Genomic DNA, 15,434 nt, shown 5'->3' with positions numbered 1-15,434 from the left:
TCTCCCCACCTTTTCTGAAAGCAAAGAGACATTTTTATCCAACTCTTCGACGCTAATATACCCATACGGGGTATAGGTGTCAACAAAAAGTCATTATACGGCCACAAACACAAATTTTCCGGACAAAAAGAGGCCTAACAATGGTTCAACACATTGTTAGGCCTCTTTTATTCTCTACTGACAGCAGTGTGCGAATTCACCGAAGACAGATTTTTTTCACTCGCTCAAGACTTGCCCGATATTCAACAACAGGATACGGAAGTCAGCATCCCGTGACACCTATAAAACAGTCTTACAGATTTCATGACCGAATCAATTACTACCCACTTGCCTAAACTGGCGGACCAACTCGGCACTACCATTACCATTGGCGGAAAATCCATTGCCAACAGGTTGTGGCTGGCTCCTATGGCCGGACTGACCCACAGTGCCTTTCGTCAAGTGCTGGCACACTATGGTTCCTGCGGACTGGCCTTTACCGAAATGTGCAGCGCAAGAGCTGTACCAACAGAAAACCCCAGAATTTCTCCTGTTTTCAGTTGGCACGAATGGGAGCTTCCCAGCCTTGTATGTCAAATAGTGGGAGCGGAACCGGAAGAAATGGTGATTGCAGCAGAACGTGTAGAGCGCGAAGGATTCTTTGGCGTGGATATCAACATGGGCTGCTCAGCACGGGGAATGATAAAACGCGAGGCAGGAGCAGCGTTGCTTAAGACACCGGAAAAGGCGGTTGCCATCGTGGAAGCAGTGCGTAAAGCTGTGTCCATTCCGGTGTTTGTCAAATTTCGCACCGGCTGGTCCAAGGAAATAGGACCGGCAGTGGCTCTGGCTAAAGACCTTGAAGCTGCTGGAGCAGATTGCCTTGTTTTCCACCCGCGAGTGGCCCCGGACAAACGAACCCGCCCGCCCTACATTGATCACATACGTTACATCAAGAAAGCGGTCTCCATCCCTGTCTTCGGCAATGGTGATGTGACAACACCGCAGCACTGTCAGAATATGCTGGAGAGAACTGGTTGTGATGGAATATCCATAGGCCGCATGGCTGTGGCCCGCCCTTGGATTTTTGCCCAATGGACAACCGGATTCACACCGGACGACAATATTTTTCAGGACTACATCCTACGCCTTGCTACAGCCTTGGAACAGGAATTCGATCCCATCAGAGGTATAAAAAGATTCAAGCTTTTCATGGCCTACTTTGCAGCTAATTTCCGATTTGGACACAGCCTGCAAGCCAAATTCGCCACGGCAAAGACTATGGACGATGTCCGCCGTTTAGCAATGGAACACATCAAGCCGGACATGCAGTTAAGCCCGACTCCGAACATGAGTTTGTACAATCTTTAATTGAATATCCATGCTCGCCTCTTGAGGCTTTGTCACGCATGGGTACATTCCTTGTCCTTTGTTGTCCGCAGCGGAGACTGACCGCGAGTGGAGGAGGGATGGAAACCCGCTATTTTCAATCTCCGCTGCATCTGGACAACATTTTTCAAAACAGAATCGACTGATGAGTTCTTACCGGGATAGATGCTGTATTCTGAACGAACGGACTCCGGGGTAACTGAAGGCATAACCACGTTGGCTCCGGCCTCAAGGCCCTGCTCCCGACCGTTTGCAACCAAAGCATCCAAAGCACTGGTTGCCGGGATATTGACCTTCGAATTCATGATCCGCACCAACGAAGTCGCCCGCAAAGTTTCCTCGAGGCTGCCTGCCCAGAAACGTCCAAGGGGCGTATCGGGATGTGGAATAAACGGCCCCACCGCTATCATATCCAGCGGCAATAAACTCAGCCGCCATAAGTCCTCAGCCAGAATTTCCGGGGTCATGCCGGGTAAGCCTGTAATCAGACCGGACCCCGCCTCATAGCCAAGGCTGCATAATGTTTCCAAACGGGCTAGACGTTCAGAAACACTCTGTCCGGGACGAAGTCTGGCGTGCAGTTCACTGTTGAAGGTCTCCATTTTTAGGAGATAGCGGTCTGCTCCGCAATCACGCCAGTATTTATATGTATCCCTGTCATGATCACCAAGGCACAGGGTTACCGATACATCGGCATAAGCCTTGATGGATTGAACTATCTTTCCAATAAAACCAGGGTCCAGACTCTTATCATCACCTGACTGCAAGACCACAGTTCCCAAGCCCGCATCAATGGCGCAGCGGGCTGCTGAAAGGATTGAATCCGCATCAAGGGAATAACGTTCCACCTGCCCGTTGCAGCAACGAAGACCGCAGTAATGGCAATTCTTGCGGCACCTGTTGGAGAATTCAACCACCCCGCGCTGAAAGACCTCATTACCGAACACGGAATTACGGATTTCTCGGGCCTGTGCAAATAAGGCTTCGGAATTATCCGCCTTAAGGACGTGCAATATTTCTTTTACGGTCATAAGTGATATCGTCGAGGTAATCGGCCTGAGAGTGAATCAAAGATACAAATCCCGCTCGCCGTGTTCGATACGGTTAAGCCTGTCTGCAACAGCAGTCCTGCGTTTCTCGGCAAGGCCTTCCAGCTCATGGCTGATCAGCGAATTGCCCTGTTCCTGCGTTTCCGCTTGAGCGTAATCCAGCAGGTATTCCTTAAAAGTCAGCAAGGCATTGGGATGACAGAATCTCTGAATGAACCCTTTCTTTGCCAGCTCCATGAAATGTTCTCCGGTCCTGCCCGCTCGGTAGCAGGCTGTACACCATGAAGGTACGTAGCCATGCTCCACAATCTCTCCGATTACCTCTTCAAGGCTGCGGTTATCGCCAATGCAGAACTGCTGCACATCCGGGCGGTCATAATCAGGGTCGCTATACGCACCGGGATAAGTTCTAGATCCGGCACTGAGCTGTGAAATTCCAAGGTCGAGCAGTTCACGGCGCATTTCACGATTCTCGCGGGTACTGAGAATGAGTCCGGTATAGGGAACTGCAAGACGCAGCACTGCAACCAGCCGTTTGAACTGCGCATCAGAAATAGGATAAGGTGGATTAAAGGCGATATCGGAATTAAGAGCCGGTTCCAACCGGGGGAACGACAAGGTGTGCGGACCCACTCCGTACTTTGCTTCCAGTTCTGCGGCATGGGACAGCAAGGCAATGGTATCAAAACGGTAGTCATAAAGCCCCAGCAACGTCCCCATCCCAACATCATCGATGCCGGCTTCCATAGCCCGATGCATGGCATGCAAACGCCAGAGGTAATCTTTCTTGTATCCGGTGGGATGAAGTTCGGCGTAGGTTTCGCGGTGGTAAGTTTCCTGAAAACACTGATAGGTACCGATCCCCACCTCGTGCAATTTACGGAATCCTTCAACATCCAGCGGAGCGCAGTTAATGTTCACCCGCCTGATTTCACCGCTCTTTTCCGACACAGTGTCATAAACATTGCGCACTGTTTCAGCTATCCACTCAGCTCCGAATCTGGGATGTTCCCCGTAAACCAGAAGCAGACGTTTATGCCCCTGATTTTCCAGCACGGTTACTTCCTGCCGGATTTCATCAGCACTTAGTGTGCGGCGCAGAAGTTCCTTATTCGTGTCTTTGAACCCACAGTAGGCACAGCGGTTACCGCACTCATTGGTTACATAAAGCGGAGCAAACAGAACCAGCCGGTTACCGTAAATGCCCTGTTTTACTTTACGTGCGGTCTCAAAAATAGCTTCGTTCAGCTCCGGGTCTTCGACCTGCAAAAGTCTTGCGGTCTCCTCAAGTGACAGCCCCTTGGCTTGAACGGCTTTATCCAAAATATCGTGAACTTGAGCGGCATCGGTCCGGGTAGTGGAATTCACTGTCTCCCAGATTTTTACACCGTCAATAAAATCTATTAATCCTGTACTATCCGGCTTCATGAAATCTCCGTAATCTAATCATCACGAAAGCTTTTTAGCCTTCGTTTTGCTCTCTGGCCGCAAGCCGGTAATAAAGCATACGAATGGAAATCCCCAATCGCGTGGCGGCCTTGGTTTTGTTGCCACCAGTTGCAACCAGCGCAGCATCTATATCTTGGTCGGTAGGTCTTGATTTTTTAGACTGGTCTGCTTTCCGGGTTGCGGAAGTTCTTTCCTTTACGGAAGAACTCTTTTGCATACCCCCGAAAAAGCCGGCTAAATGTTGTGGTTGCAACACTTGCGCATCATGCATGACCGAAATCCACTCCATGGCATTCTTGAGCTCACGCACATTTCCCGACCACGGCTGTTCCAACAGGACTGCGGCGGCCTCCGGGCTGATATCAGTAAATGCCTTGCCCCGTTTTGCGGCAAAAGCTCTCAAAAACGACAGAGCCAAGGGGACAATATCATCAGTACGTTCACGAAGTGGAGGAACGATTATACTGCCGACCCGTAAGCGGTAATAAAGATCGCTGCGGAAAAGCCCCTTTTCAATTCGTTCAGTCAGGTCGAGGTTGGTAGCGGCAATGATGCGTATATCGGTCTCGACCTTGGTCAGCCCGCCGACACGGTAAAAACTTTTATTCTCAATGACCCGCAGAAGCTTAGCCTGCAATTCAACCGGGATTTCACCGATCTCATCCAAAAAAAGAGTTCCGCCTTTGGCAAGATCAATCTTGCCCCGTGCGCCGCGGGTGGCACTTCCGGTAAAAGCCCCGGCCTCATAACCGAACAATTCGCTTTCAAAAAGATTAGCCGGAAGAGCGGCACAGTTAATATCCACAAACGGTCGCGGCGAACGGGAACTATCCTCACCGTAATGGATCAGTTTGGCTATAATATCCTTGCCGACTCCGGTCTCTCCCTGAATAAGCACAGGCAGATCACGATCTTCATGGTAAAGACGGGCCTGATTGACCACCTCCCACATGGCCTCGGAAAAGAAACCGATATTATCCAGTCCGGCCTGCTGAGCAAACTGCTGGCGCAACTGCGACAATTCAGCCCGCACGCCACTGGTCGCCTCGGCAACGACCTCCTCAAAATGATCCGTCAGCTTTTCATTCTCCCGCAGAAGGGATTGATGCTCAGCCACTCGATCCAGCACCGCAGCCAGTTCTTCCAGATTAATGGGCTTGGTAAGGTAATCGTAGGCCCCGGCCCGCAAAGCACCAATGGCAAGTTCAAGGTCAGCATGCCCGGTGTAAAGGACAACGTCCGGCGCAGTGGTAAATGAAAGCCCTTTAATATCACGCACCAGCTCGATTCCGGTTCTTCCCGGCATCTGGATATCTGAAAGGACCATTTCAAAATCATGGTTGCGGCATATATTGAGAGCGGAAACAGCCTCTGCACTAGGTGTGACGGCATGCCCGAGCAGAGTCAGGTATTCAGCAAGAGAATCACGGGTAGGAGCATCATCGTCCACGAGTAAAATACGCATTATCTTTAGGCTCCTCCCGACTCTGCGGCGGGCAGTATGACCCGCAGTAATGCCCCGCCTTCGGGACGGTTCTCCGCAACGACCGAACCGCCTGCGGATTGCACAATTGTGCGTACGATAGACAAACCCAGTCCCATGGAAGAGCCCGGAGATTTCGTTGAAAAAAACGGTTCAAAAAGCTCATCCGCCAATTTCGGATCAAATCCGGGACCGTTATCAGCCACACTCAGCTCCACGGAGTCAGAACCTTGAGATACAACACGGATGGAAATTGTTTTCTGGCAGGTATCGCAGGTTTCCAGAGCCTGCATCGCATTGGCAACAAGGTTCATGACCAGCTCTTCAAACCTGATTGAGGTCCCGACCACAAGCTTGATTTCAGGATCTACGGTAAGCTCCAATCCAATGCCTCTGGCAACCATCTGAGCTCTCATCAGGGATAGTGCAGACTCCACCGCCTTTCCGAGATTGCAGAGTTCACCTGCCACCGTCTGGTTATTCCGCAAGTGCTCGCGCAGATGGTTGACGATGGAATCAATGCGGTCCACCTGTCCTGCAATATTCTGCAAAATACGGACAATTTTCTTATCCGGATTCTCGGAACGGTCCGCCAGCAACAAAGCAGATGCGGAAAGCAAACGTATTGCATTCAGCGGCTGATTGATTTCATGGGCAATGCCGCCGCCGACAACGGCAAATGTGGTAACCCTGCTGGCCCGCGCCATGGCGGAACGGGCTTCTTCCAAAGTAGCCTCTGCCTGCCGCTGGGCCGTAACATCACGCCCTACCGACTGATATTCAACAACATTCCCATCTTCATCGAAAATTGCGCGGGTCACATACTGCACACGATGAACCTCTCCGGCAGCATCAGTGAAACTGGGTTCAGTGACAATTTCCGGGTTCTCAGGTGTCAGTGAATAGAGCATACGAACAATTCTCTCACGTTCATCAGGATGTAAAAGTTCCTGAAAATGAGACGCAAGCAACTCCTCTGCACTCATGCCGTAGAAACGGCAGAAAGCACTGTTCACAAAGGTCAGCTTCCCGTCTGGACGGAAACGCCGGATAAGCTCCGTCTGGTCCTCGACCACGCTTCGATATATGGAATCTGTCATAGTGATGTGCTCCGAGCTTTAACCGAATTTATTTCACCTTCAGCGGGACCAAGGGGGAAGCCCCCCTTTAGAATCCCTGACTGTAATTACCTTGAGGTAACTGAGATTTTAATCAACAAAGGCCATGAGCCGCGCATTTTCCCGCCGCTTATTTGCTGAAAGTTCTTTCAAAGACTCGCTGGAAAAAACACTCAACGCCCCGGCAGGACACACTGACACGCATGCAGGGTTATCGCGATGCCCTTCGCAAAGATCGCACTTATGAGCTACCGGAGCTTCACATTCAGCATTGATTATACCGACCTGCATGGCTCCGAAAGGACAAGCCGCCAGACAAGCCTTGCAGCCGAAACAACGCTCAGCATCGATGACCACCGACTTTCCGTTGTACCCGATGGCTCCCACCGGACAGGCTGCGGCACAAGGTGCGTCCTCGCACTGCCGGCACTGAATCGGTGCGGTAACACCGGACTCGCGCACAACAGAAATACGCGGACTGAAAGGAAGGCCGTTTTCCATGGCCTGCCCCATGTCAGCTGCCATATGAGCGTCAACACAGGCGATCTCGCAAGCACGGCAACCTATGCAACGGGAAGGCACAGCCAGCACAAAAGCATTCATGGCTAATGTCCCCCGCTCTCGGTTCCGTAGTGGGTGTGCAGAAGCTCATGAGATCTATGTCCGAGAGGCTCACCCAAATATTTATCATACAAAGCTGTAACTGCCTCGTTTTTATGCGAAGCACGAACCGGAAGTTCCTTGTCATGACGATGTAAACCGCCACGGCGCTTGGCAATCACCTCGTCACGATCGATTCCGGGCAGAAGCTTCGGCTGGCCCCCTCCGGCAACACAACCTCCGTGGCAGCACATGACTTCCATGAAATCAAAATCTGCCTTTCCGGCACGGATATCTTCAAGAAGAGGTGCGGCATTAGCCAGACCGGAAACAATCACTGCGCGGACAGTCTTCCCGGCAACATCTATGGCTGCCCTGCGGATGCCCTCCCCTGCCGGAGAAAATACGACCCCGCTCTCACAGACATCCTTACCGCTGGTAACGGCAATTGCTGTGCGCAAAGCAGCCTCCATGACTCCCCCGGTGGCTCCGAAGATAACCCCGGCCCCGGAATAGAGGCCCATAGGTACGTCAAAATCCTCTTCAGGCATTTCAGCAAGATTGATGCCTTTCGCCTTCAACATGGCGGCAAGTTCGGTAACGGTAAGCACTGCATCCACGTCCTGCTGTCCGCTGGACTGCATTTCAGGACGGGCAGCCTCGTGCTTTTTGGCTGTGCAGGGCATGACCGCAACACTGGCGATTGACTCCGCACCGACTCCGGCGATTTCTGCCCCGTAAGTTTTGAAGAGCGCGCCAGCCATCTGCTGCGGTGATTTACAGCTGGAAAGATGATCGGTCAGATCAGGCCATGCGGTCTCCATGTAGCGTACCCAACCGGGACAACAGGAAGTGAACATGGGCATCGTTCCGCCGGACTTAATCCGGTCCAGCAGCTCTGAAGACTCTTCCATAATGGTCACATCCGCCGCGAAAATTGTATCGTAGACAGCATCGAAACCAAGACGGCGCAGGGAAGCCGCAAGCTGTCCCGGAGTCAGGGTTCCCGGAGCAAGACCGTATTCTTCAGCAATGGAAGTACGTACTGCCGGAGCACACTGAACCATTGATTTATTAGCCGGATCAGCAAGCAGTTCCGCAACTCTTTTGGTATCATTGCGAAAATGAGCGGCGAAAAGAGGTGCTGTATCATTGTCAGCAAGACCGCGTTCTCTACGCATAGCCGGAATTTCATCCGCCGCATCATCAAAAGGAGAAACAAATGCGGAACAGGTCAATACGCACTGACCGCAGATAACGCATTTAGAGGTATCAATGGTCTGAGCTTCGCCTTCAGCACCGACGATAGCGTCTACAGGGCAGACTTCAGCGCAACGGCGGCAACCGGTACAGACAGCGGGATCAATTGCCACTACTTGAGAAAGATTCATAATTACATTTCCTCCCCGGATCTTACATCTGATCTGGCTCCGACTCCGGCAAGGGCCAATGCAGCTTCAATATTGCGGCGTTTCTTAATTTTCATGGGATCAATCAAAGTCAAAGCATCCTTGGGACAGGCTTCCACGCATGCCGGACCTTCTTCACGTTCGTGGCAGAGGTCGCACTTGCTGGCTAAAAGTGCCGGTTCAACAATGTAAGAATCGGGATTCTGCGGATCAACTACCCTGCGCAGGGCAGGACGGCCATCTTTCCAGATCTGGGCCATTTCCATAGCGCCAAAAGGACAGGCAGCAAGGCAGGTCTTACAGCCGACGCAATGATCCTCATCCACCTGCACACCGGAATCAGTGCGCTGGATAGCACCATTGGGACAGACAGCGGCGCAGGGTGCGTCCTCGCAATGACGACAGCCCACCGGAACACAGACTTCTTCTGCGCGAATCAGGTAAAGACGGGGAGAAAGCGAGCCCTGCAAGCTTCCCACAGAAATACCGCCCTGCAAGTGAGCAGCAGCACAAGCCAGTTCACAGGCCCGGCAACCGATGCACTTTGCAGCATTGGCAAGGACAAAAGGGCTTAAACGTGATGACATGAAATTTCTTCCTTTATGGATGCGGAAACCTGTGCGTCTACTGACTTTTCAGGCTCCTTAAATTTACGGATGGAAACAGCGCAGACTTTCAGCTGCGGAGTTCCGGTAACCGGGTCAGCTGCCGAAGTAGTCAGCAGGTTGGCCGGACTTTCAGAAAAGTGAAAAGTCATAAAGACCAGTCCGCGCCGGACACGTTTGGTAACCCATGCCCGTGCCTTGACTGTTCCCCGGCGGGAGCTGATTTCCACCAGTTCGCCATCCTCTACACCGTATGCTGCGGCATCAGCAGGATGAATCTCCACCAGTTCCTCCGGCCAGGTACCTTCCAGCCCGAAACAGCGGCGGGTCATGGTGGCAGTGTGATAATGGGCAACTACCCTTCCGGTGGTCAGAGTCAACGGATACTGCGCATCAGGCAGTTCCGCAGGTTCACGATGTTCAAGAGGCACAAATTTACCGGGACCGCGCATGCAGCCCCCTACGTGCAGAATGGGAGTTCCCGGATGTTTTTCCTCGGGACAGGGCCATTGAATGCCGCCAGCCTCCAAACGTTCATAACTTATGCCTGCATGGGTCGGGGTCAAAGCCCGCATTTCATCAAAAACATCTGAAGCACTTGCGTACCTCTCAGAACGACCCAGACGAGCCAGCAACTCAGCCAGAATTTCCCAGTCCGGACGGCTTTGCCCGATAGGATCTACGGCCTTGCGTACACGCTGCACACGCCGCTCTGTGCTGGTAAAAGTTCCGTTCTTCTCGGCAAAACTGGCTCCGGGCAGGACAACATCGGCCAACTCGGCTGTTTCAGTAAGAAAAAGGTCCTGAACAACAAGAAAATCAACATGACGCAGGCAATGTTCCACGTGACTGATATCCGGGTCGCTGCGCATGGGGTTTTCGCCGAAAACAAAAAGCCCTTTAAGACAGTCTTCTTCAACAGCATGCAACATCTTGGGAATGGTCAGCCCCGGTTCAGCAGGGAGCTTCACTCCCCAGCCGGATTCAAATGTTCCCCGCACCGCATCATCAGTAACCGAACGATATCCGGTCAGCACATTAGGCAGGGCCCCCATATCACATGAACCCTGTACGTTGTTCTGACCACGCAACGGGTTCACGCCAGTCTTGGGCCGCCCTATATTTCCACTGACCAGTGCAAGGTTGGAAACGGCAAGCACGTTATTGGTTCCGGTAGTATGCTGGGTCACGCCCATTGTGTAGTAGAAGGCGGCATTGGCAGACTTTCCGATAAGCCGCGCGGCCTTGCGTATATCAGCCGCAGAAACTTCAGCGATGGCGGCAACACTTTCAGGATCAAAAGCCTGCAACCCTTCCCGAAAAGCTGCAAAATCTTCAGTCGCTGCGGCAACAGATTCAATATCAGCCAACCCTTCATCCAGAAGGACCCTGGCAATGGACGAAAGCAGCGGAGTATCTGTGCCCGGACGGAGTCTAAGCCAGACATCGGCCTGACGTGCAAGGTCGATCTCACGGGGATCGATGACCACCAGTCCGGCGCCGTTGCGTTTAGCCTCCATCATACCGATACCGATGATGGGATGACATTCGGTAGTATTAGTACCGATGGCGCAAACACAGTCTCCCCTTCCCATATCCCAGAGCTCGCGAATGGAATTTGTCATGGAACCGCTTCCTAATGATGTAGCCAGACCGGCTACAGTTGGAGCGTGTCAGAGTCGTGCGCAATGATCGACATTGTTGCTGCCGAACACTGCACGGAAAATTTTCTGGAAAAGGTAGTTCTCTTCATTGGTACAGCGGGCACTGCTAAAACCGCCAACAGCCTGCGGACCATGCTCTGAGACAATGGAACTTAAGCGGCTTGCCACAAGCCCCAAAGCCTCATCCCATGAAGCAGGAACCAGCTTGCCGTTCTTGCGTATCAGCGGAGTCGTCAGCCGATCGCGATGATGAACAAAATCGAATCCGAACCGTCCCTTGGAGCACAAAGCGCCTTGATTGACTGATGGTTCCGGTCCGGGAGAAACACTGACAATGCGCCCATTCTCTACTTCCAAAGAAAGAGAGCAGCCGGCACCGCAGTAAGGACAGGTTGTAGTTGTACGTTGCATGCGGCCCATTTAGCATAAGACATGCCATAAACCAATCTCGGGGCAAAAAAGCATAACATACTGGAAAAATAACCTTTCCACGCTATAACAAGGAATTTCTCACGAAAAATCCTATTTTTGCACACTTAATTTGCATGCAATCATGCAAAAATTGCATGCAACACATGCGCAGCCGACAAGATAAATTCATTAATATACTTAAACAGGACCCCCCGGTTAATCTGGCTGGACCAATAGAAACATGTTTGCCAAGACAGTAATTGAAGGTATAAACGGGCTATCTTTTTATCTATAGAAGCCAATATTAATAAGGATCAGAATGCCTAATCATACCAATGGATGCGAGAAAATATTCACTGACTTTGAAAAACATTTCTCGAGCTACTTAAACCAACTTCCCGCCATTGTCTGGCGAATTGATATCGTGGAAAATGAAATCTCTTTTCTTAATTCCTACATAATCCCGACCGACAATCAAAAAGTAAGATCCGTCCTCCAAAACCCGCAACTCGCCCGCGATATGATCCTGAGCGAAGACTGGGAAAAATTCCAGAACAGCCTGCAGCAGGTAAGGAACCGCATACCGACCAGTTGCGTTTTCCGTATGCGCCTGAACAAAAACTCAACCCGATGGTTCAGGCTCGGAGCTATTCCCGATCCACTGCATCAAACCTGCTCCGTCGGCATGCTGATGGATATTTCCGGACAGGTTGATGAAATCCTGACCACAGAAGGCAGGCCGAATCTCGCTACCAAGATTGATCTTATAGATGATCCGGTCCTGTTCGTTCGTTTTTCCGACCGATCCGTATGTGCAGCAAACAATGCCGCCGGAGCTCTGCTGAAATATGAACGGCAGGAACTGCTCTCCATGAACTTTCAGGATATCTTCCGCCACAACACAGATACTGACCTGCATAAATTATATGAAGGCCTTATCTTTTCAGACCGCTGGAACGGAAAACTCTCTGTTACGGACAGCATGGGTAAAAACCACGAATGTTCAATCCGCATCCAGAGTATTTCGCGTAACGGCGAGAACCTTCTCTGGATCACTATGGATCACCGTAATGACTGTCAGGCATGCAAAGGCATCCCGGTCCGGGGCAACGAAACCGTTCCCTCAGGGGCAACAGTCAAGGAAATGAATAAATGCAAAAGCATTGAATGTTTGCTGGAAACCATACTGCAAGCACTGCCCTCCGGCTCCCCGACGGATGCAATCATGCTTTCCCGAATTTTCATTGACCAAAACAAGGTTGAAGTTACCGCTGCCGGAGAGCCTTTTGCCGGATTGGATGAAAACCGCACCCATCCCTACGAAGGTTCAATTGCCGAAAACATCGTCCGCTTCAATCTTAAGAATCATGTGGTGATGGAAACATCCAAAAGCATCAAACCTATCGACTGGGCCCTGTTCATTCCACACGGAATACGTTCATACTATGCCCAGCCTTTCTACGAAAACGAAACCCTGACCAATGTGTTGATATTCTGCTCAACAAAAACACACAGCTATGACCCTGATGCAGCTCCCCCGCTTCACGAACTTCACGATAAGTTCATTGAAACCTTAGGCCAATGCATCAATAAATAGCTGCATATCTGGTCCAACCAGACAAGCAAAATCGGCCACACAGCGCGATGAGACTATTTCTCATCGCGCTTTTTTTATTTCCAAAACAAAAAGGTCGCACTCGAAATAAAATCCTAATATTTTAATCATTTATAGAACACAATATCAAACTAAGCCTATTTGACTTTCATATCTGGTTGGACCAGTTTAAGTGCTTATTTTCACAAAGCATCTTGTGCTCAAAAAAAACGGACCATAAAACCTCTTCAAGTGGAGAGCGGATCAATTAACCCTCAAACTGGTTGGACCAGATATGGCATCAACACAACGACCAATCCTTTGTCAGAAAATTACTGCAATGCTGCAAGGCAAATCCTTCTCCATCGGGGACCGACTTCCCGGTGAAAGACGGCTGGCAGAAATGTTCAAAACCAGCCGCAACACGGTACGGGAAGCCCTCTGCAACCTTGAAAGCATGGGCTATCTCGAAATCCGTGAAAAAAGCGGCTGCTACCTGAAAAACAAGGAAGGCTGCATCAGCTGGGAAATGCTGCGCAAGCGCAAAAGCATCGAGGCAAGCCGCCAACTGGTCGAGACCCTTTATCTGGTTGTTCCCGGTCTTGTGCGCACCGAAACACTGCGCCTTTCCCCGGCGGATATCACCGAGCTGGAAACCGCAACATCAAGACTGGGCGAAGCCATTGTGAACTTCGACCTGTCAATGATCAGCCGGGTTTACATCTCATTCTTCCGGTCTCTGGCTGAGGTCTCCAACAACGGCTACCTGATTCTCCTGCTGAAAGAGCTGGAACTTGCGGCCAAGAATCTGGAGCATGCCGGAACAGGATTGTCAGAGGTGCAGATTGATTCACTATTCGCTTACCACGTTGAATTATTCAATGCCCTGAAAACCGGACAACCGGAACAGGCTGAAAAACTGGCAAAATACTGCCTTCAGACTTTCAGTCAGATGGTTCTGCCGGACAGCTAAAAACAGGCAGGGAATAACTATGAACCGCAGAGAATTTTTCAGCCGTTTCGTCTCACCAAAGCGCCAAGGCGACGCAAAAAAGGAATCAGTTCAAGAGCAGGAGAAAACCAAGAAGACTCCCCTGACAGAAAAAGAACTGTTCCTGCGCGCAATGGCACAGGGAATCGATCCGGCTACTGTTACGCCCGGGCAATTGGAGGAACTGGTTTCCTAACGGAAACCTGTAAACAGACGTTATACGAGCACAGTTGGGATACGGGGACTGATCATCCCCCCGGCGTACTCACAAAGGAGTAGTCACATGGACAACAGTAGTGTCAGCTACCTTGAGAGTCGGAAGTTGGTGAAACGCTGGAATGGACCGATTCCGGCCTTAGTCAACACGATTATCATTTTTGCTTTCTTTTATTTAACATGGTGGATTTTTCAGGACCCCCGCGGAATCATGCGCATGTACACCCCTTATGTCGGGTACATGGTCTGCCGCTGGTTGCTGATCCTATTTATCTGGCTTGCATACATTTTCGATTTCTGGCCATTCAAACGCTCATGGCTCCAGAAAACGCACCCGCTGGTAAAAGGCTCCGTCCTGACTCTGGTCAGTGTTGCGGCCATGATCCTGCTCATCAAGGGCTTCTTCATTGAAATCCTCGGTAACTTCGGGATTGCGTATTTCAACCCTGCCCGCCTTGAGGCAATGGGGCTTACCGACTTCTACGCAATCGAATATGCGGCAGAAGCAATCATGATGTTCGCGGCAATCGCATCATGGCTTTCCCCGAGCTGGGTTGTTGCCTGCGAAAATGCACCGTGGCAGAAACTGAAGCAGCCGGCGCGAGGCATCACCATTGTGCTCGTAACCTTCTTCTTCAGTATGATCGTTTATTTCCTGACCATGCATTCCCACATGGCTATCCTCTTCTACCCCTGGCAGAAATTCACCGCCATCTGCCCGCCCTATTGGGAAGAGTTTGCCAACACAGTTTCCGGTAACTTCCATATCGCATGGATCATGTGCGGAACCGTTGTTGTCTGGCTCTACGAAGGTATCTGGGAACGCTATCCCTTCAACCTGATCAAAAATGACGTACTGCGCCGCACTGCATCATTCTTCGGTATCATCGGTATCGCCTTTGCCCTGTGCTTCTTCCTGTACTACGCGCAGGATCTTGTCTGGGGTGAAACCATCCGCGGGACCCGCCGTCTCATGGCTCCTGACTGGCGCTGGCTGCACGTTGGTGAAATGGCTATTTTCTGGCTCGTTCCCAGCTTGTACCTGACCTTCTACTGCGGAAACTGGCCCACTAAATTCAGCCGTCCTGTCAACGTGTGCATCCGCACCCTGTTGACCGCTGTTATGGCTGTTGTGGTCTACGTGGTCTACTACAAGACCTCCCACCTTTTCCTCGGAACTCAGAAAGGATTCTCCCATCCCCAGCAGTTCCCCATGATCCCCATGATCTGGCTGATCAACATCTTCCTGATCAACGTTTGGTTCATGGACGGCTGGCCGGGCTGGAAAGCTGTGCCCAAAACTGAGGCAGAGCTTGAAGAGGTCAAGGAAGAAATGGTTGCGAGTGATGTTAAATGGACTCCGGGTGTAGCTAAAGGGCTCTTCATCGGTCTTGCTGCCGGGGTGCTGTTCTACTTCGCAATCATCAACATCCTGCCCTGGGTAAGCGCAAACTTTACCATCATCAAGTAAGCGCAC

13 protein-coding genes are annotated in these 15,434 nt (G+C 51.1%); 5 read left to right on the top strand and 8 right to left on the bottom strand.

All coding sequences use genetic code 11. The features are described 5' to 3' along the window. Positions 1-303: 303 nt before the first annotated feature. Positions 304-1,350 carry a tRNA dihydrouridine synthase gene (locus tag DESAL_RS01865; RefSeq protein ID WP_012765962.1) on the top strand — a complete coding sequence of 349 codons (1,047 nt, stop codon included), beginning with the start codon at positions 304-306 and terminating at the stop codon, positions 1,348-1,350. A gap of 32 nt (positions 1,351-1,382) precedes the next feature. Here DESAL_RS01865 and hydE read toward each other — a convergent pair whose 3' ends face one another. From hydE to DESAL_RS01825, 8 genes are all read right to left on the bottom strand, one after another. Next, the gene (hydE, locus tag DESAL_RS01860) at positions 1,383-2,399 is read right to left on the bottom strand and encodes a [FeFe] hydrogenase H-cluster radical SAM maturase HydE (protein ID WP_012765961.1); all 1,017 of its coding nucleotides are present in this window, start codon (positions 2,397-2,399) and stop codon (positions 1,383-1,385) included. Positions 2,400-2,435: 36 nt separating this feature from the next. Beyond that, complete coding sequence (gene hydG, locus DESAL_RS01855; protein WP_012765960.1) at positions 2,436-3,845, bottom strand: [FeFe] hydrogenase H-cluster radical SAM maturase HydG; 1,410 nt, start codon at positions 3,843-3,845, stop codon at positions 2,436-2,438. A 34-nt stretch (positions 3,846-3,879) separates the two neighbouring features. Continuing rightward, positions 3,880-5,331 carry a sigma-54-dependent transcriptional regulator gene (locus DESAL_RS01850; RefSeq protein WP_012765959.1) on the bottom strand — a complete coding sequence of 484 codons (1,452 nt, stop codon included), beginning with the start codon at positions 5,329-5,331 and terminating at the stop codon, positions 3,880-3,882. Positions 5,332-5,336: 5 nt separating this feature from the next. Next, complete coding sequence (locus DESAL_RS01845) at positions 5,337-6,449, bottom strand: PAS domain-containing sensor histidine kinase (RefSeq protein WP_012765958.1); 1,113 nt, start codon at positions 6,447-6,449, stop codon at positions 5,337-5,339. A gap of 108 nt (positions 6,450-6,557) precedes the next feature. Further along, on the bottom strand, positions 6,558-7,070 hold the full coding sequence (locus DESAL_RS01840) for a 4Fe-4S dicluster domain-containing protein (RefSeq protein ID WP_012765957.1): 513 nt from the start codon (positions 7,068-7,070) through the stop codon (positions 6,558-6,560). Between the two features lie 2 nt (positions 7,071-7,072). After that, a complete protein-coding gene (locus DESAL_RS01835; RefSeq protein ID WP_012765956.1) occupies positions 7,073-8,458 on the bottom strand; it encodes a [Fe-Fe] hydrogenase large subunit C-terminal domain-containing protein in 1,386 nt (461 codons plus the stop codon). A gap of 2 nt (positions 8,459-8,460) precedes the next feature. Then, on the bottom strand, positions 8,461-9,063 hold the full coding sequence (locus DESAL_RS01830) for a 4Fe-4S dicluster domain-containing protein (protein WP_012765955.1): 603 nt from the start codon (positions 9,061-9,063) through the stop codon (positions 8,461-8,463). Further along, positions 9,048-11,165, bottom strand: coding sequence for a formate dehydrogenase H subunit alpha, selenocysteine-containing (locus DESAL_RS01825; protein ID WP_012765954.1), 2,118 nt, complete (start codon positions 11,163-11,165; stop codon positions 9,048-9,050). Before DESAL_RS01825 ends, DESAL_RS01830 begins: the two co-directional genes overlap by 16 nt. A 310-nt stretch (positions 11,166-11,475) precedes the next feature. Here DESAL_RS01825 and DESAL_RS01815 point away from each other — a divergent pair, with 310 nt between their 5' ends. The 4 genes from DESAL_RS01815 to DESAL_RS01800 all read left to right on the top strand — a co-directional run bounded on the left by DESAL_RS01815 (position 11,476) and on the right by DESAL_RS01800 (position 15,428). Beyond that, on the top strand, positions 11,476-12,753 hold the full coding sequence (locus DESAL_RS01815; RefSeq protein WP_012765953.1) for a hypothetical protein: 1,278 nt from the start codon (positions 11,476-11,478) through the stop codon (positions 12,751-12,753). Positions 12,754-13,045: 292 nt separating this feature from the next. After that, positions 13,046-13,723 (top strand): FadR/GntR family transcriptional regulator, encoded by a 678-nt coding sequence (locus DESAL_RS01810; protein ID WP_012765952.1) that lies wholly within the window; start codon positions 13,046-13,048, stop codon positions 13,721-13,723. 19 nt (positions 13,724-13,742) lie between these two features. Then, positions 13,743-13,937: a hypothetical protein gene (locus tag DESAL_RS01805; RefSeq protein ID WP_012765951.1), complete on the top strand. Its 195-nt coding sequence runs from the start codon at positions 13,743-13,745 to the stop codon at positions 13,935-13,937. An 87-nt stretch (positions 13,938-14,024) separates the two neighbouring features. Then, complete coding sequence (locus tag DESAL_RS01800; protein ID WP_012765950.1) at positions 14,025-15,428, top strand: hypothetical protein; 1,404 nt, start codon at positions 14,025-14,027, stop codon at positions 15,426-15,428. Positions 15,429-15,434: the final 6 nt, after the last annotated feature.

Origin of the sequence: Maridesulfovibrio salexigens DSM 2638, from assembly GCF_000023445.1 — a bacterium.
Classification (GTDB): domain Bacteria; phylum Desulfobacterota; class Desulfovibrionia; order Desulfovibrionales; family Desulfovibrionaceae; genus Maridesulfovibrio; species Maridesulfovibrio salexigens.
This window is presented reverse-complemented; position numbering and strand designations above follow the sequence as displayed.

Bases quoted from the DNA above. Each gene is read 5' to 3' on its own strand.
- DESAL_RS01830 (WP_012765955.1), bottom strand. From the start codon at position 9,063: ATGTCATCACGTTTAAGCCCTTTTGTCCTTGCCAATGCTGCAAAGTGC.
- DESAL_RS01845 (WP_012765958.1), bottom strand. From the start codon at position 6,449: ATGACAGATTCCATATATCGAAGCGTGGTCGAGGACCAGACGGAGCTT.
- DESAL_RS01840 (WP_012765957.1), bottom strand. From the start codon at position 7,070: ATGAATGCTTTTGTGCTGGCTGTGCCTTCCCGTTGCATAGGTTGCCGT.
- DESAL_RS01810 (WP_012765952.1), top strand. From the start codon at position 13,046: ATGGCATCAACACAACGACCAATCCTTTGTCAGAAAATTACTGCAATG.
- hydG (WP_012765960.1), bottom strand. From the start codon at position 3,845: ATGAAGCCGGATAGTACAGGATTAATAGATTTTATTGACGGTGTAAAA.
- DESAL_RS01865 (WP_012765962.1), top strand. From the start codon at position 304: ATGACCGAATCAATTACTACCCACTTGCCTAAACTGGCGGACCAACTC.
- DESAL_RS01815 (WP_012765953.1), top strand. From the start codon at position 11,476: ATGCCTAATCATACCAATGGATGCGAGAAAATATTCACTGACTTTGAA.
- DESAL_RS01800 (WP_012765950.1), top strand. From the start codon at position 14,025: ATGGACAACAGTAGTGTCAGCTACCTTGAGAGTCGGAAGTTGGTGAAA.
- DESAL_RS01835 (WP_012765956.1), bottom strand. From the start codon at position 8,458: ATGAATCTTTCTCAAGTAGTGGCAATTGATCCCGCTGTCTGTACCGGT.
- DESAL_RS01805 (WP_012765951.1), top strand. From the start codon at position 13,743: ATGAACCGCAGAGAATTTTTCAGCCGTTTCGTCTCACCAAAGCGCCAA.
- hydE (WP_012765961.1), bottom strand. From the start codon at position 2,399: ATGACCGTAAAAGAAATATTGCACGTCCTTAAGGCGGATAATTCCGAA.
- DESAL_RS01850 (WP_012765959.1), bottom strand. From the start codon at position 5,331: ATGCGTATTTTACTCGTGGACGATGATGCTCCTACCCGTGATTCTCTT.